The sequence below is a fragment of the Anaeromyxobacter sp. SG64 genome (assembly GCF_022690745.1).
Lineage (GTDB): Bacteria > Myxococcota > Myxococcia > Myxococcales > Anaeromyxobacteraceae > Anaeromyxobacter > Anaeromyxobacter soli.
This window is the reverse complement of sequence record NZ_JALCZB010000034.1, coordinates 24,543-45,122: the sequence shown is the minus strand read 5'-3', so window position 1 is coordinate 45,122 and position 20,580 is coordinate 24,543. Positions and strand designations below refer to the sequence as shown.

The following is a 20,580-nucleotide window of genomic DNA, read 5'->3' as shown; positions in this document are numbered from 1 at the left end:
CCTCGGCGGCGCCGGGGGTGGAGGCGGTGAGCGCGTCCTCCCCCTCCGGCGCGACGACGCGCGTGCGACCCGCGCCGGCGCCCTCGAGCCGGACGCCGGCGGGCAGGTCGATGCCGCCGCGGTGCTCGCCGGCGGCGAGCCGCACCACGTCGCCCGGGCGGGCCCGCGCGAGCGCGGCGGCGAGATCGGCGCCGGCCGGGACGTCGAGGGTCGCCGCGAGCGCGAGCGGGAGGGTGACCGCCAGGAACGCGGACATCGGGACTCCATGTGAAGGCGGGGGGATTTGACCCCGCGTGCCCCTCATTGATACACGAGAGCGTCATCCGCCGCGCCCCGGTGGAGCAAGGTCCTCGGGGGAGGGTGTGGGAACCGGGCGCCCCGCGCGCAGCTCGCGGGGCGCTCGCTTTTTGGCTCCGTCAGCGGCGGGCCGCGGGGTGGCCGAAGCCGGCGCCCGACGCGGGGACGACCCCGAGCCACGCGAGCGGATCCGACGGCTCGCCGCCGCGCCAGACCTCGAAGTGCAGGTGCGGTCCGGTCGCGCGGCCAGTCCGGCCGACCACGCCGAGCGGTCCCCCCGGCTCGACCGCGTCGCCCGGCGCGCACAGCAGGGCGGCGAGGTGGCCGTAGCGCGTCGTGAGCCCGCCGGCGTGGTGGACCTCCACCATGAGGCCGTAGCCGCCCATCCACCCGGCGCGCACCACGAACCCCTTCGCCGCGGCGGCGACGACGCGGCCGGCGTCGGCGGCGAGATCGACGCCGAAGTGCATCCGGCGCTGGCCGTCCAGGGGGTGCGTGCGCATCCCGAAGACGCTCGAGATGCCGGCCTGCTCCACCGGCCAGCGCAGGAGCGGCGGCCTCGTGCGCGCGAAGAGGCCGAGGCCGAGCGCGCGGGCGGTGGCGATGCGGGTGCCGAAGCGCGCCGCACGCGAGGCCACCAGCGCGGCGAGGTCTCGGGGCGGCGGGCCGTAGTGGCGCACGTCGTAGTCCCACTCCGCCTCGACGGTGACGCGCGCGCGCACGAGCTCGAGGAGCGGCGTCTGGGGCAGCGCCCGGCCGAGGTACGCGTCGAGCTCCGCCACGAGCCCCCGCCACGCGCGGTCCGCGTCCTCGGGGAAGCCGCGGCCCGCGGGGCGCGTCGCGCGGCGATCGCGCGCCTGGGCTGCGAAGCGGAGCAGCGTGCCGTCGATGGGCGGACCCTCGGGCGCCTCGCTCGCGATGGACTCGGGCGCGGGGACGTCCACGGGCGGCGGGGGCGGCTCCTCCGGCTCCTGCGCGCTCCCGGCGTCGTCGCCCCCCGGCCGGCCGGCCGTGAAGCCTGCGTCCGCGAACGTCATCTTCCGCGCGGGCGCGCGGCCACATGCGAGCGCGGCGGCGACGAGGGCGATCGCGAGGGCGCGGAGCACGCGCCGCGGATGCTACCACGCGCCCTCCCGCGCCTCGCCTTCGCGGCCCGTCACGCGCCGCGCAGCACGCGGCCGATGCGGACGAGCGCCTCGTCCACGTCGGCGCGCGAGACGTCCATGTGCGTGACGAGGCGCAGCAGGTCGGGCCGCGAGCCCTCCGGGTTCGCGAGGACGCCCTCGCGCGCGAGGCGCGCGGAGAGCTCGGCGGCGCTCCGGCCGGTGAACGCGACGAAGACGAGGTTCGTCTCGACCGGCAGGGGCAGGAGCCCGCCGAGCTCCGTGAGGCCGTCCGCGAGGTGGCGGGCGTTCGCGTGATCCTCGGGGAGCCGCGCGCGGTGGTGGCGGAGCGCGTGCAGCCCGGCCGCGGCGAGGATCCCGGCCTGGCGCATCCCGCCGCCGAGCCGCTTCCGCAGCCGGCGCGCCTCGGCGACGAGCTCGCGCGCGCCGGCCACGAGTGACCCCGCGGGCGCACCGAGCCCCTTCGAGAGGCACACCGAGACGGTGGTCGCCTCGCGCGCGTAGTCCGCCGGCGCGACCCCGGTCGCGGCGCACGCGTTCCACAGACGCGCGCCGTCGAGGTGCAGGGAGAGCCCGCCCGCGCGGGCGAGCTCGCCGAGGGCGCGCACGCGCTCGAGCGGGTAGATCGCGCCGCCGCCGCGGTTGTGCGTGTTCTCGAGGGCGACGACGCGGGTGCGGGGGTAGACGTCGCCGGCGGGCCGGATCGCCGCCTCGACCGCGGCCGGCTCGAGGAGCCCGCGCTCCGCCGCGATCGTCCGCGCCTGGACGCCCCACAGCGCCGCGAGCGCGCCGCTCTCGAACGAGATGCAGTGGGCGCCCGCGTCGCAGACGATCTCGTCGCCGGGCCGGGTGAGGACGCCGAGCGAGACCTGGTTCGCCATCGTCCCGGAGGGGACGAAGAGCGCCGCCTCCTTGCCGAGGAGCCCCGCGACCTCCTCCTGGAGGAGGTTCACGGTGGGATCCTCGCCGTAGACGTCGTCGCCGACGTCGGCGCGGGCCATCGCCTCGCGCATGGCGGGGGTCGGCCGGGTGACGGTGTCGGACCGGAGATCGATGGGGGTCATGGGCAGGGGAGCCTAACTCCGGCGCCGCGAGGAGGCGGGATTTTCGGGATCGCGTTCCGGCTCACCGCACCCCGAGCGCTCGGTGGAGGCGGGAGCGCGCCCGGCCAGGCGGGCGACGCGCCGGAACCAGACGGGCTCGTGCTGGAAGCCCGGAGGCGGCTCATCCAGCGCCGTGGGCCACGCCTCGCCCGGTGCCGGCGCGGCGCCGCGACCATCGCGGGCGGTGCTAGCATCCGCGCGCGATGCCGACACCCACGAGGAGGCGGCCCCCTGCCGCCGGGAAGCGCGCCCGCGCGGTGGAGATCGTCGACCGGCTGGCCCGCGCCATGCCGGACGTGCGCATCGCGCTCGAGTTCGGGAACGACCTCGAGCTGCTCGTCTCGGTGATCCTGTCGGCGCAGAGCACAGACGCAGGCGTGAACCGCGCGACGCCCGCGCTCTTCGCGCGCTACCGCACCGCGCCGGACTACGCCGCCGCCGCGCCCGAGGAGCTCTGGCCGTTCATCCGCAGCCTCGGGCTCTACCGCAACAAGGCGAAGGCGATCGTCGCCGCGATGGCGGCCATCGCCGCCGAGCACGGCGGGCGCGTGCCGCGAACGCGCGAGGCGCTCGAGGCGCTGCCGGGCGTCGGGCGCAAGACCGCGGGCGTCGTGCTCGTGCACCTCGGCGCCGCGCACGCGTTCCCGGTGGACACGCACGTCGGCCGCGTGGCGCGGAGGCTCGGGCTCACCCGCCAGGCGGACCCGTCCAAGGTGGAGCAGGACCTCATGGCGCTCGTGCCGGAGGAGCGCTGGGGCGAGGCGCACCAGCTCTTCGTGTGGCACGGGCGGCGGACCTGCGACGCGCGGCGGCCGGCGTGCTCGCGCTGTCCGGTCGAGGAGCTGTGCCCGAAGCGCGGGGTGCCGGTGGCGATGCGCAGGTGACGCCGGTGGGCCAGCGACCTCGCCCGTGCGGTCACCGCCCGTGCTCGGGCGCGTCCTCCGCGAGGATCCGGTAGAGGGCGCGGCGCGCGTCCTGGAGCACCTTGCGCGCCTCGGCGACGTGGGCGGGAGTTCCGGCGTGGGCCACCTGCGCCGCGGCCACGCCGACCTGATGGGCGAGGCCCAGGAGCTCGGGGAGATCCTCGCCGGCGGCGGCGCGGGCGGCCTCCCACGGCGCCGCGACGTCCTCGGCGTGCTCCTTCACGTACGCCCGGCCGTGCTCCGTGAGCTGGAAGACGCGACCTCCGCCGCTCTCCTCCGCCTTCACGAGGTCCTCGTCCTGGAGCAGCTGGAGCGCCGGGTAAACGGAGCCCGGGCTCGGACGCCACACCCCGCCGCTGCGCTGCTCCAGCTCCTGCATGATCTGGTAGCCGTTGCGGGGCTGCTCCGAGAGGAGCGCGAGGATGGCGGCGCGCACGTCGCCGCGCCGGGTCTTCCGGCCGCGGAAGAAGAAGGACCAGGGGTTCCCGCCGAACGGATTCCCGCCCCACGGGTTGTCGCCGCCGCCCGGCCCCGGGCCGTCGCCGCCGTGCCCGTGATGGCCGCCGCGATGGCGGTGGTGCCGGCCGCGGCCTCCGCCGGCGAAGCAGGACTCGGGATCGTGGTGGAACCGCCGAAACGACCATGGACCGAACATGAGCGCCTCCATTCGAGCGACAGCTCGTCGTGTGTCGTCGATATATCGGAGACATTCGGCAGCCGTCAAGCCCCGCTGGTGCGGCGAGCTCGAGGGCCAGGTTCGAGCGGGCGGCGGTCCCCGCCCGCTCGTCCGCCGCACCGCCGCGCGGGGGCTCGCGTTGCCGCCACCCATCTCGCGTGTTACACGGGTCTCGCTGGAGCCGCTCGGGCGAACGCGTCGGCCTCGCAGGAACGGGGGCCGCCGAGGAAAGTCCGAGCACCACAGGGCAGGGTGCCGGTTAACGACCGGTCGGGGCGACCCGCAGGAAAGTGCCACAGAGAACAGACCGCCGAACGGCGCCGCGAGGCGTGCGTGGCAAGGGTGAAACGGTGCGGTAAGAGCGCACCGCGCGCCGGGTGACCGGCGCGGCATGGCAAACCCCACCCGGTGCAAGGGCAAATAGGGAGGCGACTGGCCCGGTCTTCGCCTCCGGGTATGGCCCGCTGGAGGCGCGCGGCAACGCGCGTCCTAGAGGAATGTTCGCCGCCGCGGGGAGACCCGCGGGACAGAACTCGGCTTACAGGGCGGCTCCGGCATTTTCTTTTCCGATGGACGGCGTCGAGGGGGATCTGCCGGATTGCTCCGGCGTCCCCTCCGTAGAGCCTCGGCGGCCATTCGTTCCCACACGCGCAGCCCGCGCTCGACCTTCATTCCGAGCGCTCGCTCGAAGCCTCGGGCGCGCGCGTACCCGAAATGACCAGGGGCGTGACGGCGCCCGCGGTGAGGGTGCGGCTCCGGGCGCATGCTCGCTCGCGGGCCCAGGCGCGAGCCGTGCAGCTCTTTCTCAGTCCCAGCTGAAAAATAACGAGCGACCGAGCTGCGTGTGGGCATCGGGCTGCCAAGTGCGCTCCAGTAGGCAAACGGGGGCATACGGATCACCGGCCCCTTCCTCTGCTCACCGCTGACTACCTGTCCGCAGGAAATGCGGTCGGTGGGCCTCCCGTTCTCGCCGCGGAACCAGGAACGGAAGGAGCCCACACTGATTCGCAAGGAACGCCTCACCGCAGCGCTCTCCCTCGCCTCGCTCATCTCGCTCGCCACGGCCTGCGGCGGTGGCGGTGGCGGCGCCCCCTCGTCGTGCGGCGGCACCGCTGCCCCGTGCGAGACCACCGCGGCCGCCGACGCCGGCGCTCCTGGCGACGGCCGCGCTCAGAGCGCGGTCACGAAGTTTCGCGGCGACGACTCGCCGATGCCGTCGTTCGGAGGCTGGGCCCGCGGCGGGTTGCCGGCCGAGGCGGTCGCGCGGGCGGGCTTCGAGTGGTTCGAGACCGGCTACCCGGGCGACACGCAGACGAACGAGGTCCTCGCGAACGCGGGGGTGCGCCCGTTCGCGTACGTCAACCTGGCCGAGCTGGACGGTCAGCTGCGCGCCGCGTCCGGCTACAGCGGCGACATCCTGCGGACGAACGGCGACTGGGGACTGGAGCTCGTCGACGTGACGCATCCCTCGTGGCAGGACTGGCTCGTCCGGCGTTCGGACGAGGCGTATCGCACGGGCTCGCGCGGCATCAAGTGGGACGCGGCAACTCCCGACGTGCCGCCCGGCAAGACGCGCGCGGACGTGAACGACGCCATCGCCTCGGTGATGCAGCGGATCCTCGACCAGCACCCGGACATGAAGTTCATCTTCAACCAGGGGTTCGAGTTCGCGCTCGCGTATCCGCAGTACGTCCACGGGATGGAGACCGAGGGCCTCTTCTCCACCTCGAGCTACCCCGCCGCGTATCTCCGGCCGTGGGAGGACCCGTGGTACTGGGGGCCGCAGTTCCAGCAGATGAAGGCGCTGAAGGAGCGCGGCGTCCCGGTCTTCGTCGCGGAGTACGCGGATCCGTCCAGCGACCGGGCGCGCGAGCTGTACGACGCCATCTCGGCGCAGGGCTTCGTCCCGTACATCACGAGCGAGTCCTGGGACATCCGCGGCTGGGGCTACAACGTGAAGCCGGGCTGGTGAGCCGCGGCGCCGGCTCGCCGGCGGAGCCGGACGGCCTGCGCCAGGACGCCGCGTTTCACGCGGGCCCGCCGAGGGGTACGCTCGCCGCGTGAGCGCCCCCCTCACAGCCGCCGTCAGCGTGCTTCGCCCCTGCGGCGGGAGCGTCGCGTGACCGAGGACGGCGAGCCGCGCGGGCCGATCTGGGTCCTGTTCGTCATCGTGATCGCCCTGGGCATCTGGTACGCCTCGCATCCGGGCGAGCCGCCCGAGCGCGAGGAGGCGCAGCGGCTCGCCCACGAGAGCGCATCTCCGTGACCGGCGGGGCGCGCGCCGCCCTCGCGTACAGGCTACGGACCCGCGCGCGCGGAGCGCGACGGCAAAGTCCGCGCGAGGAGCATCATCCCGTACTGGTCGGGGTTGAAGGGCGAGCCGCCGACGACCGTCAGGGGAGCGTAGTTCTGGCGGAGCCACTGCAAGGTGTCTCCCGCGTAATCGATCCCGAAGGTCCGGGCGCCATGCTCCGACGCGTCGCGCGACACGACGAGCACGAGGTCCGGCGGAGCGTGGCGTAGCGCCTCGAGCATCGCCGCCTCCCCGAAAGCGGCGATCGCGTCCGGCAGGTAGGTCAGGTACGGCGACGGGCTGCTGTGATGGGTAAGGAAGTTGATCATCACGCCCTCGGGGATCACCGCGAGCGTGTCGCCGGGGGCGGCGCGTTGCTCGATCCGCCGCACCATCTCGGCCACGAAGAGGCCGCGGTCGTCCGCGACGAAGGCGCTCGCGCCCGTACCGACCTGGACCTTCTTCGTGGCGAACAGGTTCGACGCCCGCTGGACGTACGCGAGGGCGATCACGGCGAGGAACCCCGTCGCCACGCCGCGGAACACGCCGCCACGCAGTCCTCGGCTCTCGAGGAGCTTCGGGGCTGACCACGTGAACCAGACGATCGCGAGCAGCGACGCCGGCATCGCGAGGGCGAACCCGTAGTGGATGATGCGGGCGTTCAGGAGCATCTTCCCGAGCAGCGCGAGCGCGAACGTCGCGAGCGCGAACCCGAGCGATGACGCGCTCGTCCGCGCCTCGCCGGGTGGCCCCCTGAACGCCCGCCAGGCGTAAGCGGCGGCGCCGAAGAGGACGAACAGCGGCAACGGCCGGGCGACGTCTAACCAGTGCCACGGCGGCACGAGCGAGGTGAGCCCGGCGACGGTGAGCGCGAACGCGCCGACGCTCCACACGAAGGATGACAGGCGCAGCCGGTGAGCCGCCAGCGCCGCGGCCACCCCGAGCCCGGCGACGAGCACGTACCCACCGGCCCAGCGCGCGAGGGCAGCGAGGTTCACGGCGGGCGCGTCGAGCCCGACGCCTGCGAGATAGAAGGGGGTCTTCGTGAGCGGCGTCGCCATGAGGGCCCATGGCGCGAGCGTCACGTGCAGCGCGTCCCGCGCGGGCAGCTTCAGCAGCAGCAGCGCAAACGCGACCACGGGCGGAACGCACGCAGCGCCGAGCAGCACGGCGAGCGCAGGAACGGCTCGGCGGGTGCTCCGGACTTCTCTCGCGAACGCCAGCCAGCTGACGCCCACCGCGGCCACGCACGCGACGAAGAGCTCGGGCTTGGTCAGGAAGGCGAGCCCGACCGCGATCCCCGCGGCGCCGAGGTGGCGCCGATCCCCTCCCGTCGCGAACCGGTGGAACAGCCAGATCGCGAGGAGCGACAGCATGAGCCCGTGCGTCACGCCGTGCGAGTACGGCGTCACGTAGTTGTAGTTGCCGATCCCGACGTACTGGCCGAACCCGAAGATCGACAGGAACGCGACGCACGCGAGGGTCGCGGTGGAGCCATCCGAGAGGGCGCGGATCAGCGAGTAGAGCAGCCACGTCAACAGCGCGAGCAGCAGGAGATTGAACACGACGAGCGCGCGAAGCTCGGGGCCGAAGATCCGGAAGACGGCGGCATTCACGTAAGGTGGGAGGGGACCGGTCGCGCCCCACTGGATGTCCCGGCCGAGCGCTTGCCCCTCGCTGAGCCGCCACGGCGCGTAGAGCTCGTGGCCGAAGTCCACGAGGACGTCGGGCCACTTTCCCCAGCTGAGCGCCAGCATCGCGAGGAAGGTCGCCGCGATGATCGCGCCCGGTGCCCAGCGGACAAGCACGCGCCCGATGCCCGAGTTCATGGCGGCGGACTATAGCCCACGGAATTGGCGGAGGTCCTCAGCCCGGCGTCCGCAGCTTCCGGTAGAGCGTGGAGCGCCCCACCCCGAGCCGCTTCGCGGCCTCGTTCACGTTGCCGCCGCACTCGTCGATCACGCGCCGGATCACCGCGGTCTCCTGGGCCTCGCGCGCGCTGCGGAGGTCGGCGTCCGGCGGCGCCTCCGGGAGCTGGAACAGCTCCGGGAGCACGGCGCGGAGCTCGTCCGGGCCGACGCGCTCGGGCGCCGCGGCGCGGTGGGAGTACAGCACCGCCACGCGCTCGAGCACGTTCTCGAGCTCGCGGACGTTGCCCGGCCAGGCGTAGCCCTCGAGCCACGGGAGGAGCAGCGCCAGCGCCCGCGGGAGCACGTCCGGAACGCCGTGCCGGGCGAGGCCGTCGCGCAGGAGCGCCTCCGCGATCGGCGCGACGTCGTCCTTCCGGGCCCGCAAGGGCGGCATGGGGATGGGGAGGATGTTGAGGCGGTAGTAGAGGTCCTCGCGGAACGCTCCCCGGCCGATCTCGCGCTTCAGATCCCGGTTCGTCGCGGCGACGACGCGGACGTCGATGGGGGTCGGGTCGTTGCTGCCGAGCCGCAGCACCTGGCGCTCCTGGAGCACGCGCAGGAGGCGGGTCTGCAGCGTGATGGGCACGTCGCCGACCTCGTCGAGGAAGATCGTCCCGGTGTGGGCGGCCTCGAACAGCCCCGCCCGCCCCCCGCGGCGAGAGCCGGTGAAGGCGCCCTCCTCGTAGCCGAACAGCTCCGACTCGAGCAGCGCCTCGGGGAAGGCGGCGCAGTTGATCGCGACGAACGGGTGGTCGCGCCGGCGGCCCGCGTTGTGGATCCCCTGCGCGACCATCTCCTTCCCGGTGCCGCTCTCGCCGGTGATGAGCACGGTCCCCTCCGTGCCGGCGTACTGCTCGGCGAGCGCCCTCACCGTGCGGATGGCGGCCGAGGTCCCGACGATCCCGGCGAGCTCGTAGCGGGCGATGAAGCGCCGCGGGCGGAGCTCGGAGCGGAGATCGCGATCGACGCGCAGGAGCGTCCTCGAGTCCTGGCAGGTGAGCACCGCGCCCGAGAGCACGCCGCGCTCGCGCACGGGGATGCGGCTCACGACCAGGCTGCGCGCGCCGAGCTTCTGGAAGGAGCGGAGCTCGGCCGCGCCCGTCTCGAGGACCCGGGAGAGGGAGAGCTCGGGCGCGACGCTCGAGAGGCGCTTGCCCAGGAGCTCCGCGCCGCTCACCGCGAGCAGCCGCTCGAAGCCGGGGTTCACGATCGCGATGCGCTCGCTCGCGTCCACCGCGACGACGGCCTCGTCGATGTGATCGATGACGGCCGCGAGCTGCTCGCGCCGCCGGCGCTCCGCGCGCGCGACCTGGGCCATCTCGATCGCGCGCTCGATCGTCTCGCAGACGCACTCGAGCGAGTAGAGGAGGACCGACCTGAGGCCGGCGCGCTCGGCCTCGTCGCAGGCGGGGCCGGGGCCGACCACCACCTCGAACCCGTGCGCCGCGAGCTCCGCGACCGCGGCCCGGGCCTCCTCGGGGGTGACGTAGGAGCGCTGCTCGATCTGGACCCCGCGCAGGAGGTCCTTCCAGCGCTCGAGGCCGGGGAGCACGCGGCGGTGGTTCACGATGCCCACGCGGCGGCCGAGCGTGCGCGCGTGCGCGAGCGCCTGCAGCGCGTCGGTGGTCGAGACGTCCACGAGCGCGACCGGCACCGGGGCGTGGTCGCGCAGGTAGGCGCCGTTCGAGCCCGCGGCGACGAACGCGTCCACACGCTCGTCCGCCTCGGTGAGGCTGCGCGCCGTCTCCAGCGCGCCCTCGAAGGAGAGGTCGAACACCCGCACCTCGGCGCGGTCGGCGTAGATCGGGGCGGCGCTCTCGAGCACGCGCCGCAGGCGGCTCGCGCTGAAGGCCCAGATGACCGGCTTCTCCTCGCTGCGGAAGGGCACGCGGCCTCCAGCGTCGCCGGGGTGCGCTCGCCGCGACGGAGAGCCGAATCCGGGACGCGGTGTCCCGAGAACGGTACGCGAGCGGAGGTCGCCACGCCAGCGGCGCCGCGTGCGGCGGAGGCGATCGGAGACATTCCAGGGGGTTGGAGGGAGGGGCCGAGGCATGCGCCCGATGGCGCAGCGATTGCTCTCGTATGCCCCAGGCGGCACGACAGCGAGAGGAGCCCCACCCGTGAGGATCCACGAGTACCAGGCGAAGGAGCTTCTGCGCGGCTTCGGGGTGACGGTGCTGCGAGGGAAGCTCGCGACGTCGCCGGCCGAGGCCGAGGAGGCAGCGAGCGCGCTCGCGACGCCGATCTGCGCGATCAAGGCGCAGATCCACGCGGGGGGCCGCGGCAAGGCCGGCGGCGTGAAGCTCGCGCGCTCCTCCGACGAGGCGCGCGATCACGCGGAGGCCATGCTCGGGATGGTGCTCGTCACCGCCCAGACCGGCCCCGCGGGCCAGCGGGTCCGGAAGATCTACGTGGAGGAGGGCTGCCGGATCGAGCGCGAGCTCTACCTCGGCATGACCGTCGACCGCGAGACCGGGCGCGTCACGGTCATGGCGTCCACCGAGGGTGGCGTCGAGATCGAGGAGGTCGCGCGGCTCCACCCCGAGAAGATCCTGCGCGCGGTGATCGATCCGCTCACCGGCCTCCAGGCGAACCAGGCCCGCAGCCTCGCGTTCGGCCTGGGCCTCCACGGCGAGGCCGCGGGCCGGTTCGTCCAGCTCGCCGCGGGCCTGTACCGCGCCTACGCGGCGACGGACGCCTCGCTCGTGGAGGTGAACCCCCTCGTCGTCACGGCGGAGGGCGAGCTCGTCGCGCTCGACGCCAAGCTGGAGCTCGACGACAACGCGCTCCACCGTCACCCGGACCTCGCGGCGCTCCGCGACCCCGACGAGGAGCAGGCGCGCGAGCTCGAGGCGAAGGAGCACGATCTGTCCTACGTCGCGCTCGAGGGCGACATCGCCTGCATGGTGAACGGCGCCGGGCTGGCCATGGGCACGATGGACATGATCCAGCTCGCGGGCGGCCGGCCGGCGAACTTCCTCGACGTGGGCGGCGGCGCGACCGAGGCGAAGGTGGCCGCGGCGTTCAAGATCCTGCTCGCCGACCCGGGCGTCCGGGTGGTCCTCGTCAACATCTTCGGCGGCATCATGAAGTGCGACGTCATCGCGAAGGGCATCCTCGCGGCGGCGCGGCAGGTCGGGCTCTCGGTCCCGCTCGTGGTGCGGCTCGAGGGCACCAACGTCGAGCTCGGGAAGAGCCTCCTCGCGCAGAGCGACCTCGAGATCATCCCTGCAGACGACCTCGCCGACGCGGCCCGCAAGGCGGTCGCGGCGGCGCGGGCGGCGGCGTGACACGGCACCGGGCACTCACCGAGCGGGAGGAATCGTGAGCATCTTCGTCGACAGGAACACGAAGGTCGTGGTGCAGGGGATCACGGGCGCCGCGGGCAGCTTCCACGCCGAGCAGATGCTCGGCTACGGGACGCGCGTCGTCGCCGGCGTCACGCCGGGGCGCGGCGGCACCCGGTTCGAGCAGCGCGTCCCGATCTTCGACACGGTCGCGGACGCCGTGCGCGAGACCGGCGCGAACGCGAGCGTCATCTTCGTCCCGCCGCCGTTCGCGGCGGATGCGATCATGGAGGCCGCCGGCGCGGGCGTCCCGCTCGTCACCGCCATCACCGAGGGGATCCCGGTCCTCGACATGGTGACGGTGAAGCGGTTCCTGCAGGATCGCCCCGGGGTCCGGCTCCTCGGCCCGAACTGCCCCGGCGTGATCACGCCCGGGCAATGCAAGATCGGGATCATGCCCGGCCACATCCACCGGCCCGGTCCCATCGGGATCGTCTCGCGCTCGGGCACCCTCACCTACGAGGCCGTGAAGCAGCTCACGGACCTCGGCCTCGGCCAGTCGACCGCCGTCGGCATCGGGGGCGATCCGGTCAACGGCACCGACTTCGTGGACTGCCTCTCGCGCTTCGAGGCCGACCCGGAGACCGAGGCCATCGTCCTCATCGGCGAGATCGGCGGGTCGGGCGAGGAGTGGGCCGCGCGCTACATCGGGAAGAACGTGACGAAGCCCGTCGTCGGCTTCATCGCCGGGCGGAGCGCGCCCGCCGGGCGGCGGATGGGCCACGCGGGCGCGGTGATCTCGGGCTCGAGCGGGACCGCCGCGGCCAAGATCGCGGCGCTCCGCGAGGCGGGCGTGGTCGTCTGCGAGAGCCCCGCGGGGATCGGCGAGGCGGTGCGACACGTCCTCACGCGACGAAAGACGCGGAGCGCGAAGCGCGCGAGCGCGTCGCCCGGCCCTCGGCGGGCGCGCGCGACGGCGGCAGGCCGACGCGCTGCGCGCCGCGAGCAGGATTCCCCCGACCTCTAGCGCGGAGAACCGGGGATACCGGTGGGCGACACCCGGCGTGCCGGGTAGAGCCGGGTGTCGCCGCCGGACTTTGCAGGGTACGGGCCGTCGCGCGGCGGCGAGCGCCGCGCGTGCCTCAGATGCGCTCCGGCGCGTCGACGGTCCGCTCGTCGCGGACGTTCCCGGTGTTCAGGGTGCCGGCGGGCTCGAACAGGAGCACCTCGACCTCGCGCTCCGCCACCGGCCGGTGCTCGACGCCGCGTGGGACGACGAGGAGCTCTCCCTCCCGCAGCTCGATGGAGCGATCGCGGAGCTCCATCCGCAGCTCGCCGCGGACCACGAGGAACAGCTCGTCCTCGCGCTCGTGCTGGTGCCACACGAACGGCCCGGCGAGCTTCACCACCTTCACGTGCTGGCCGTTCAGCTCCGCGACGACGCGCGGGTGCCAGAAGTCGTCGACGAGCGCGAGCTTCTCCCCGAGGTTCACCTTCTCCATGCGCGTTCATCTAGCGGGCGCGCCGCCCTAGAGCCACTCGTCGGAGCGACGCGGCGTCGCGCGCCACGTCCACGACCGGGTCGCGGCGCGACCACTCCTCGCGCGTGATCTCCTTCGAGCGGGCGAGGTCGGCGCGCAGCGTGCGCTCGAGGTGCCCGGCGAGCGCGGGCGAGTCGGCCACGACCGAGCCCTCCTCGAGCCGGTCGAAGCTCAGCGGGTCCATGTTGGTCGAGCCGATCGCCACCCAGCGGTCGTCCACCAGCACGGTCTTCGCGTGCATCATGCTCGGCTGGTACTCGTAGATCCGCACGCCTGCGGCGAGCAGCTCCTCGTAGCTCGCGCGCTGCCACCTCGCAGCCCGACCGCCTCAGCGCGTCCCGCTGCGCGTCGTCGAACTTCAGCGAGCCGAACGGGTCGACGACGATGCGGCACTCGACCCCACGCGCGCGCCGGAGCAGCGCGTCGGTGATGCGGCGCGAGGGGCCCTCCGCGCCGCGCCAGATGAAGCTCACGATGTGCACGTGACGCCTCGCCGCCGCGATGTCCTTCACCATCGCGTCGAAGACGGCGCCGTTCTCGATGGGCGTGAGCTCGTTCCCCGCGACGAGCCGCGCCCCGGTCTGCGCCTCGAGGCGCGCGTCCAGGGCGGCGGGTGGCGCCGGCGCGACGCGCGCTTCCGGGTTCGCGCGGCAGGCGCCGGCGAGGAGCGCCGCCGTGGCGAGCCACGCCGCGCGGCGGTCGAAGGGCCTCATCGCCCTCACGCTAATCACGCGACCGGGCGGGACGTGGTCTGGGCGCCAGGCGGGGCTGTGGGAGGAGGTCGGCGCCACGCGGCCGCGGCGAATGAACGCGGCTCCTGACGGAGCAGGGGCCCGCCCAGGGAGCACGCGGGCGGGCGCCGCGCGGTAACGTGGAGCCCGCGCCGTCCGGGGAAGCCCGCGGCGCTCACCGAAGGAGACGCGATGACCTCACGTAGCCGGCCGCTCGCGGTGGCGGCGCTCGTTGCAGCCGCCCTCACGTCCACGGCCTCGGCCGACGAGGGCCACATCCTCCGCTGTGGAACCGGTGTCCACGCCGGCGAGGCGGAGGGGCTCGTGCCGCTGCCGCAGGGGGACGTCTTCTGTCCGCTCGTCGCCGATCCGAAGGCGATCCGCTCCTTCGTGTCGTATCTGTGGGGCAAGTTCCCGACGAGCGAGCAGACGCTGCACCTCGGCTCGATCGGCGTGGGCGACGGCTTCGCGCTCTTCCGGCTCGGCGGTCCCCGTCCCGGCGAAGGGCTCCAGCTCGGGCTGGAGGCCGCCGTGTTCGCGCAATTCGACCTCGACTCCCCGAGCGACGACCTCCTGAACGCGGACTACCTCGTGGGCCTGCCGCTGACGTACCGGTACGCCGGCTTCTCGGCGCGCGCCCGCGTCTACCACCAGAGCTCCCACCTCGGAGACGAGCTGCTCCTCCGCGCCGACAGCGAGATCCAGCGCGTGAACCTGGCGTTCGAGTCCGTCGAGCTCGTCCTGTCGCAGGAGCTCGGGCCGCTCCGCGTCTACGCGGGCGGCGAGTACCTCGTGAACCGCAAGCCGAGCACGCTCGACCCGAAGCTGGTCCACGCCGGCGCGGAGGTGCGGGCAGGCCCGACGCGCGGGCTGCGGCTCGTGGCGGCGGCGGACGTGAAGTCCACGGAGCAGCAGGAGTGGAAGCCGGCCGTCAGCGTCCGCGCCGGCGTGGAGGCGGCCTGGTGGCGCAGCGAGGGGCACCCGCCGCGGATCTGGAGCCTCCTCGGTGAGTACTACGACGGGCCGTCGCCGTACGGGCAGTTCTTCCTCGAGTCCACCCGCTACGCCGGCGTGGGGTTCCACGTCCAACTCTGACGCCGCGCCGGCTCACCGGTGCGTCAGGGCGCTCGCCGGCGACGGTTCCGTGCCTCGCCACGTCATGGCCAGCCCGGCGGTCTCCGCGCGGCCAGGCGCCCGCCTGGCGTCCAGGCTCGCTTTCGCTTGACATAGGGGAGGGGGGTATCTAGATCCGGATCGGCGGGCTCACGCCCCGGGGGTATCCGCGGGCGGCCGAACGGAGGCAGGAGATGGACGTGAGCGAGGTGGCCGTCGTGGCGGGCGGCGTGGCCGCGATCGGCTGGGTGAACTGGTACTTCTTCCTCGCCGAGCGGCGGAAGGCGGCGGTCGCCGCCAAGGTGGGCGCGACGGGCGTCCAGCAGGCGGTGATCCGGGTGGAGGGGGGCTACTCGCCGGCGCGCGTGCGGCTGCGGGCCGGTCAGCCCGCGCGGCTCGTCTTCGATCGCCGCGAGGACTCGAGCTGCTCCGAGGAGGTGGTCATCCCGGAACTCGGCCTCCGGCGCTTCCTCCCCGCCCACCAGCGGACCAGCGTCGATCTGCCGGCGCAGCGCGCCGGGACGTACGAGTTCACCTGCGGCATGGGCATGCTCCGCGGCAGCCTCGTCGTGGAGGAGGAATGACCATGGACGCCACGACGAGGACGGTGGCGCGCGCCGGCGAGGCCGGCGCCGGCGCCCCGACGCTGAAGGTCGCGCCAGCGCGCCTCACGGTCCAGGTCTCGGGCATGACCTGCGCCGCGTGCCAGGCGCGCGTGCAGAAGGCGCTCGCGAGCGCGCCGGGGGTGCTCGACGCGAACGTGAACCTCATGACGGCCGAGGCGACGATCGCCTTCGACCCGAGCGCGGCCTCCGCGGAGGCGCTCCTCGAGCGCGTCCGCTCGACCGGCTACGGCGCGACGCTCCCGCTCGCCGGCGGCGACGCGCTCGCCGAGCAGGACGAGGCGCGCGTCCGCGAGTTCCGCGAGCTCCGCGGCAAGGCCCTCGCCTCGCTCGCCGCCGGCGCCGTCGCGATGGTCGCGTCGATGCCGCTCATGGCGACGCACGCGCACCTCGGCCTCGGCGCGCCGGCCGATCCGTTCATGCGCTGGAGCATGCGGGTCCTCGATCCGACGCTCTCGCGCGCGCTCCCGTGGCTGTACGCCATCCCGCCGCGCGCGATCTCGTTCGGGCTCCTCGTCCTCACGACCGGCGTGATGGCCTGGGCGGGGCGCCACTTCTACACCCGCGCCTGGGCGGCGTTCCGCCACCACTCGGCGGACATGAACACGCTCGTCGCGGTCGGGACCGGCGCCGCCTACCTGCTCTCCGTCATCGCCACGCTCGCGCCCGGTTTCTTCCTCGCGCGCGGCGTCCCGCCCGACGTCTACTACGAGGCGGTCGTCCTCATCATCGCGCTCATCCTCGTCGGCAACACCCTCGAGGCGCGCGCGAAGCGCCAGACCTCCGCCGCGCTGCGCGCCCTCGTGCAGCTCCAGCCGAAGACCGCGCGCGTCGTGCGCGACGGCGCCGAGGTGGACGTGCCCGTCGAGCAGGTCGAGCACGGCGACACCGTGGTGGTGCGGCCGGGCGAGCGGATCCCGGTGGACGGGGAGGTCCTCGCCGGCGCGAGCGCGGTGGACGAGTCGATGCTCACCGGCGAGCCCATGCCGGTGGAGAAGGGACCGGGCGCGCGGGTCATCGGCGCGACGGTGAACGGCACCGGCGCGTTCCGCTACCGCGCGACGGCGGTGGGCGCGGAGAGCGTCCTCGCGCGCATCGTGAAGCTCATGCGCGACGCGCAGGGCTCGCGCGCGCCGATCCAGAAGCTCGCGGACCGCATCAGCGGGATCTTCGTCCCGGTGGTGCTCTCGATCGCCATCGCGACGTTCGTCGTGTGGTTCGTCGCCGCCGACGCCGCGCCCGCGGTGCGCGCCTTCGCGGCCGCGGTGGCCGTGCTGGTCATCGCCTGCCCCTGCGCGATGGGGCTCGCGGTGCCCACGGCGGTGATGGTCGCGACGGGCAAGGGCGCGGAGCTCGGCGTGCTCATCAAGGGCGGCGAGGCCCTCGAGCGGGCGCACGCGATCGACACGATCGTGCTCGACAAGACCGGGACCATCACCGAGGGCAGGCCGGCCGTGGTGGGGGTCGTCCTGCCGGAGCGTGCGGCGGTCGCCGAGGATCGGCTGCTGGCGCTCGTCGGGGCGGTCGAGCGCCAGAGCGAGCACCCCCTGGCGGCGGCCATCGCGGCGCACGCGGCGGCCGCGGGGGTCCCCGCGCTGGAGACGACGCGCTTCGAGTCGGCAACCGGCCGCGGCGCGCGCGGCGAGGTCCAGGGCCGTAGGGTCATCGTGGGGAACGAGGCGTTCCTCGCAGCCGAGGGCGTGGACACCTCACCGCTCTCGGAAGCCGCCGCGTCGCACGCCGCGGACGGGCACACCACGGTGTTCGCGGCGGTGGACGGCGCGCTGGCCGGGCTCCTCGCGGTCGCGGATCCGATCCGGCCCACCTCGCGCGAGGCGATCGCGCGCTTCCGCAGGATGGGGCTCGAGGTGGTGATGCTCACCGGCGACACGCGCCGGAGCGCGGAGGCGGTCGCCCGCGCGGCGGGCGTCCCGCGCGTCGTCGCGGGCGTCCTGCCCGAGGGGAAGCTCGCCGAGGTGGAGCGGCTCCAGGCGGCCGGGAAGGTCGTCGCGATGGTCGGAGACGGCATCAACGACGCCCCGGCGCTCGCGAAGGCAGAGGTCGGCATCGCCATGGGGAGCGGCACGGACGTCGCCGTCGAGGCGTCGGACGTGACGCTCATGCGCGCCGACCTGCGCGCCGTCGCGGACGCCATCGCGCTGTCGCGCCGCACGATGCGGACCATGCGGCAGAACCTATTCTGGGCGTTCGTCTACAACGTGGTCGGCATCCCCATCGCCGCGGGCGCGCTGTACCCCGCGATCGGGCTCCTGCTCTCGCCCATCCTGGCGAGCGCGGCGATGGCCATGAGCAGCGTGAGCGTGGTCACGAACAGCCTGCGGCTGCGCCGCTTCAGGGGCGCGTGAGGCACGACATGGCGAAGAGCGCGAAGGAGGCGGTGGCCGTGGAGGCGCAGTGCCCGTGCGGCGCGGCGGAGCAGGTGGGGCCGGGCGGGAAGGCCGCCGCGGTCGATCCCGCCACGAAGGACGCGAATCTCAAGCGCCTGCGGCGCATCGAGGGCCAGGTGCGCGGGCTCCAGAAGATGGTCGAGGAGGGGCGCTACTGCGCCGACATCCTCACGCAGATCGCCTCCGTCCACGAGGCGCTCCGCGGGGTCGGGCGCGAGCTCATGCGAAACCACCTGAAGCACTGCGCGACGAACGCGATCCGCGCCGGGGGCGAGGACGCCGAGGCGATGTACGACGAGCTCGTCGAGCTCATGTACCGCAGCGCGCGCTGAGCCTCACCCCGGCCGGCGAGCGGCTCAGCGAGGCGTCAGGATGGCGGGCGACGTCCGGCCGTGCCCGTCGACGAGCGTGAGGAGGATCTGTCCGCGGTCGTTCACGCCTCCCACGTGGAGGATGCGCATGCCCGGGGGAGCTCGACGAGGTCGCCGAGCCGCTCGAGCTTGCCGTTCCGGTAGACGCACCCGTCCCCCGTCCCGAAGCCCGAATACAGCTGACCGACCGCGATGGTGCCGGCCCGGTTTATCCGGTCGAGGCTGATGCCCGCGTCGTCGCTCGGGCGATCGACGAGCGTGACGTCGCCGCTCGCGAGCTCGGCGAGGAACGCCTGCTCCGTCCACTTGAACCTGCGGTTCGCCGCGCCCACGACCTTCCCGTCGTCGCTCACGTCCAGCGCCACCGAGCCGGCGGGGACCGGCAGCTCGCGGGGCCCGCCCGCCTCGAACACGACCGCCTTGCCCTCACGGCTCCCGACGACGATCCCCGCCGCATTGATGCCGCTCGCGGTACTGGCGGCGGTGCCGCCCGGATCGAGATCCCGGAGCGTCGTCCCGTCGTCGACCGCCGCGTGGAGCGGGCCAGGCCCCGCCTCCATCCAGCCCGCCGCCCAGCCGTGAACGTTCAGCGCCTGCGGGGTCATGGCGCCGAGCGCGGACAGCATGGCGCCGTCCTCGAAGCGGTAGTACTTCCCGTCCTCGAGGGACACGATGAGCATGCCCTCGTCGTTCATGACCACCCCTCGCGCGCCCCGGTGGTCGGGGAGCGGAAGGGTCACGCGATCGGTCGCGGCGTCGTAGACGAACACCTGCGACTCGCAGCACTCGCTGGCGAAGAGCGTGCCCGCCACGTCGCCGCGTGCGTCGATGCCGCTCCCGGCGGTGAGGGTGCCGTCCGGATGGGAGAGGACCTTCAACGCGTAGGTGCCCGGGGCCCCGAGCGCGAAGCGCGCGGTGACGCTCGTCGCGGCCGTGAGGACGAGCGCGCAGGTGGTGGTCCCGCTGCACCCGCCGCCCTCCCATCCTTCGAAGCGCGAGCGGGCGTCCGGCGTCGCGGTGAGCGTCACCGTCGCCCCGCTCGCGAAGACGCCGGTGCACGCGGAGGCGGCGCAGCTCACGCCCGCGGGATCGCTCGTGACCTCGCCCTGCCCGTCGCCCGCGCGCACGATCGTGAGCGTCACGTTCGCCGGCGACGGCGTCGCCTCGAACGTCCCCGTCACGTCCACGTCCGCGTTCACCTCCAGCGGGCACGGCCCGCTCCCCGAGCACGCGCCGCCGAAGCCCTCGAACGACGCCTCCGCGTCCGGCACCGGCGTGAGGACCACCCGTCCGCCAGCCTTCACGGAGAGACTGCACGTCCGCTGGCACTTGCCGGCCGCGTCGCCCGTCACGTCAACCGAGCCCGGTCCGGTGAGCGCGATGCGCACGGCGTAGCTCACAGGCTGAGGGGGACCGCCGCCGTCCTTCCCGTTTCCTCCGCACGCCGCCGCGGCGAGCAGCACGGCTGCGAGCGCGAGCTCGTGTGCATGGCTCACGGTGCACCTCCCGAGCGCAGCTCGATCGTCCACCCCCGGGCGCGGCCGCTCAATCCGCCTGCGCAGGGGCACGGCCGGCCGCGCGGGCGCGCGTCCGCCGGGGGCGGGTGCCCGCGCCGTGCCCCACCCTGCCCGGCCGTCCGGGGCGGGTGTCCGGGGACCGTCCGAAGAGGCGGCGGGTTCTGGTAGACGTCCTGGCGTGTGGACCATCGTCCCGCCCGCGGGCGCGGCTCGCGCCCTCGCAGTCGCGGCCTACCTCGCCGCCGTGCTCGCGTTCCTGCTGCTGCAGGAGATCGGGCTCCGCTTGCGCGACGAGGAGCAGCGCGCGTGGTGGGCGGGGACGGGGCGCGATCTGCTGAACGTCGCGGGGCTCGTCGCCATCTCCGGCGCGCTGCGGCTCCTGGGGCTGCGCTGGCCCGCGGCGCTGCTCGTCGGCGGGACGCTCACGCTCGCGATGTTCGGCGCCTCGGTGTTCGTGGCGACGCAGCTCGAGACGGCGCACCGGCGGCTGTGGGCGTTCGCGCTGGGGCTCGCCTTCGCATTGCCGGCGATCGTGTTCCTCGATCGCGTCGTGGCCGCGATCGCCCTCGTCGCCGGCGCGCTGTTCCCTGGAGAGGTGGCGCCGCGAAACCCGGGCTGAAGTCCACGCGCGGCCGGCCCATGCAGCGAAGGTCGCACGGGCGC

General features: G+C 74.2%; 19 protein-coding genes and 1 other RNA gene. 11 read left to right on the top strand and 9 right to left on the bottom strand.

Annotation, left to right across the window (positions count from 1 at the left end; translation table 11 throughout):
* From MNZ29_RS12275 to MNZ29_RS12265, 3 genes are all read right to left on the bottom strand, one after another.
* Nucleotides 1–256 (bottom strand): hypothetical protein (locus tag MNZ29_RS12275; protein WP_242355397.1); only part of this gene is annotated, 256 nt, incomplete at its 3' end.
* Between the two features lie 160 nt (nt 257–416).
* On the bottom strand, nt 417–1,403 hold the full coding sequence (locus tag MNZ29_RS24955; RefSeq protein ID WP_242338582.1) for a M23 family metallopeptidase: 987 nt from the start codon (nt 1,401–1,403) through the stop codon (nt 417–419).
* Between the two features lie 50 nt (nt 1,404–1,453).
* The gene (locus tag MNZ29_RS12265; protein WP_242338581.1) at nt 1,454–2,485 is read right to left on the bottom strand and encodes a low specificity L-threonine aldolase; all 1,032 of its coding nucleotides are present in this window, start codon (nt 2,483–2,485) and stop codon (nt 1,454–1,456) included.
* A 242-nt stretch (nt 2,486–2,727) separates the two neighbouring features.
* Here MNZ29_RS12265 and nth point away from each other — a divergent pair, with 242 nt between their 5' ends.
* Nucleotides 2,728–3,408: an endonuclease III gene (gene nth, locus MNZ29_RS12260; protein WP_242338579.1), complete on the top strand. Its 681-nt coding sequence runs from the start codon at nt 2,728–2,730 to the stop codon at nt 3,406–3,408.
* 31 nt (nt 3,409–3,439) lie between these two features.
* Here nth and MNZ29_RS12255 read toward each other — a convergent pair whose 3' ends face one another.
* Nucleotides 3,440–4,114 (bottom strand): PadR family transcriptional regulator, encoded by a 675-nt coding sequence (locus MNZ29_RS12255; RefSeq protein WP_242338577.1) that lies wholly within the window; start codon nt 4,112–4,114, stop codon nt 3,440–3,442.
* 186 nt (nt 4,115–4,300) lie between these two features.
* Here MNZ29_RS12255 and rnpB point away from each other — a divergent pair.
* From rnpB to MNZ29_RS12240, 3 genes are all read left to right on the top strand, one after another.
* Nucleotides 4,301–4,680, top strand: an RNA gene (rnpB, locus tag MNZ29_RS12250) — RNase P RNA component class A.
* A gap of 653 nt (nt 4,681–5,333) precedes the next feature.
* Complete coding sequence (locus MNZ29_RS12245; protein WP_242338575.1) at nt 5,334–6,095, top strand: endo alpha-1,4 polygalactosaminidase; 762 nt, start codon at nt 5,334–5,336, stop codon at nt 6,093–6,095.
* A 147-nt stretch (nt 6,096–6,242) separates the two neighbouring features.
* Nucleotides 6,243–6,389, top strand: a complete 147-nt coding sequence (locus MNZ29_RS12240; protein WP_242338573.1) for a hypothetical protein — start codon at nt 6,243–6,245, stop codon at nt 6,387–6,389.
* Between the two features lie 32 nt (nt 6,390–6,421).
* Here the strand turns inward: MNZ29_RS12240 and MNZ29_RS12235 are convergent, their stop codons facing one another.
* On the bottom strand, nt 6,422–8,245 hold the full coding sequence (locus tag MNZ29_RS12235; protein WP_242355395.1) for a glycosyltransferase family 39 protein: 1,824 nt from the start codon (nt 8,243–8,245) through the stop codon (nt 6,422–6,424).
* 37 nt (nt 8,246–8,282) lie between these two features.
* On the bottom strand, nt 8,283–10,214 hold the full coding sequence (prpR, locus tag MNZ29_RS12230) for a propionate catabolism operon regulatory protein PrpR (RefSeq protein ID WP_242355393.1): 1,932 nt from the start codon (nt 10,212–10,214) through the stop codon (nt 8,283–8,285).
* Nucleotides 10,215–10,446: 232 nt separating this feature from the next.
* Between prpR and sucC the strand changes: the two genes are divergently transcribed.
* Complete coding sequence (gene sucC / locus MNZ29_RS12225) at nt 10,447–11,616, top strand: ADP-forming succinate--CoA ligase subunit beta (protein ID WP_242338567.1); 1,170 nt, start codon at nt 10,447–10,449, stop codon at nt 11,614–11,616.
* A gap of 34 nt (nt 11,617–11,650) precedes the next feature.
* Nucleotides 11,651–12,640: a succinate--CoA ligase subunit alpha gene (sucD, locus tag MNZ29_RS12220; RefSeq protein WP_242338565.1), complete on the top strand. Its 990-nt coding sequence runs from the start codon at nt 11,651–11,653 to the stop codon at nt 12,638–12,640.
* 115 nt (nt 12,641–12,755) lie between these two features.
* On the opposite strand, the gene MNZ29_RS12215 is transcribed toward sucD, so the two are convergent.
* Both MNZ29_RS12215 and MNZ29_RS12210 read right to left on the bottom strand, forming a co-directional pair.
* Nucleotides 12,756–13,115 (bottom strand): cupin domain-containing protein, encoded by a 360-nt coding sequence (locus MNZ29_RS12215; RefSeq protein ID WP_242338563.1) that lies wholly within the window; start codon nt 13,113–13,115, stop codon nt 12,756–12,758.
* A gap of 10 nt (nt 13,116–13,125) precedes the next feature.
* Entirely contained in the window at nt 13,126–13,425 is a 300-nt protein-coding gene (locus MNZ29_RS12210; protein ID WP_242338561.1) for a phospholipase D-like domain-containing protein, read from the bottom strand.
* Between the two features lie 652 nt (nt 13,426–14,077).
* Here MNZ29_RS12210 and MNZ29_RS12205 point away from each other — a divergent pair.
* From MNZ29_RS12205 to MNZ29_RS12190, 4 genes are all read left to right on the top strand, one after another.
* Nucleotides 14,078–14,980, top strand: a complete 903-nt coding sequence (locus MNZ29_RS12205) for a DUF1207 domain-containing protein (protein WP_242338560.1) — start codon at nt 14,078–14,080, stop codon at nt 14,978–14,980.
* A 212-nt stretch (nt 14,981–15,192) separates the two neighbouring features.
* On the top strand, nt 15,193–15,582 hold the full coding sequence (locus tag MNZ29_RS12200; protein ID WP_242338558.1) for a cupredoxin domain-containing protein: 390 nt from the start codon (nt 15,193–15,195) through the stop codon (nt 15,580–15,582).
* Nucleotides 15,583–15,584: 2 nt separating this feature from the next.
* Complete coding sequence (locus tag MNZ29_RS12195) at nt 15,585–17,987, top strand: heavy metal translocating P-type ATPase (RefSeq protein WP_255821425.1); 2,403 nt, start codon at nt 15,585–15,587, stop codon at nt 17,985–17,987.
* An 8-nt stretch (nt 17,988–17,995) separates the two neighbouring features.
* Nucleotides 17,996–18,361 (top strand): metal-sensitive transcriptional regulator, encoded by a 366-nt coding sequence (locus tag MNZ29_RS12190; protein WP_242338557.1) that lies wholly within the window; start codon nt 17,996–17,998, stop codon nt 18,359–18,361.
* A gap of 101 nt (nt 18,362–18,462) precedes the next feature.
* Here MNZ29_RS12190 and MNZ29_RS12185 read toward each other — a convergent pair whose 3' ends face one another.
* A complete protein-coding gene (locus MNZ29_RS12185) occupies nt 18,463–19,896 on the bottom strand; it encodes a hypothetical protein (protein WP_242355390.1) in 1,434 nt (477 codons plus the stop codon).
* 199 nt (nt 19,897–20,095) lie between these two features.
* Between MNZ29_RS12185 and MNZ29_RS12180 the strand changes: the two genes are divergently transcribed.
* Complete coding sequence (locus MNZ29_RS12180; RefSeq protein WP_242338553.1) at nt 20,096–20,536, top strand: hypothetical protein; 441 nt, start codon at nt 20,096–20,098, stop codon at nt 20,534–20,536.
* Nucleotides 20,537–20,580 lie beyond the last annotated feature (44 nt).

Excerpts from the sequence above, each read along its gene's own strand:
- MNZ29_RS12190 (WP_242338557.1), top strand. The coding sequence starts at position 17,996 with ATGGCGAAGAGCGCGAAGGAGGCGGTGGCCGTGGAGGCGCAGTGCCCG.
- MNZ29_RS12205 (WP_242338560.1), top strand. The coding sequence starts at position 14,078 with ATGACCTCACGTAGCCGGCCGCTCGCGGTGGCGGCGCTCGTTGCAGCC.
- MNZ29_RS12235 (WP_242355395.1), bottom strand. The coding sequence starts at position 8,245 with ATGAACTCGGGCATCGGGCGCGTGCTTGTCCGCTGGGCACCGGGCGCG.
- MNZ29_RS12245 (WP_242338575.1), top strand. The coding sequence starts at position 5,334 with ATGCCGTCGTTCGGAGGCTGGGCCCGCGGCGGGTTGCCGGCCGAGGCG.
- MNZ29_RS12200 (WP_242338558.1), top strand. The coding sequence starts at position 15,193 with ATGGACGTGAGCGAGGTGGCCGTCGTGGCGGGCGGCGTGGCCGCGATC.
- MNZ29_RS12255 (WP_242338577.1), bottom strand. The coding sequence starts at position 4,114 with ATGGAGGCGCTCATGTTCGGTCCATGGTCGTTTCGGCGGTTCCACCAC.
- MNZ29_RS12215 (WP_242338563.1), bottom strand. The coding sequence starts at position 13,115 with ATGGAGAAGGTGAACCTCGGGGAGAAGCTCGCGCTCGTCGACGACTTC.
- nth (WP_242338579.1), top strand. The coding sequence starts at position 2,728 with ATGCCGACACCCACGAGGAGGCGGCCCCCTGCCGCCGGGAAGCGCGCC.
- MNZ29_RS12195 (WP_255821425.1), top strand. The coding sequence starts at position 15,585 with ATGGACGCCACGACGAGGACGGTGGCGCGCGCCGGCGAGGCCGGCGCC.
- MNZ29_RS12265 (WP_242338581.1), bottom strand. The coding sequence starts at position 2,485 with ATGACCCCCATCGATCTCCGGTCCGACACCGTCACCCGGCCGACCCCC.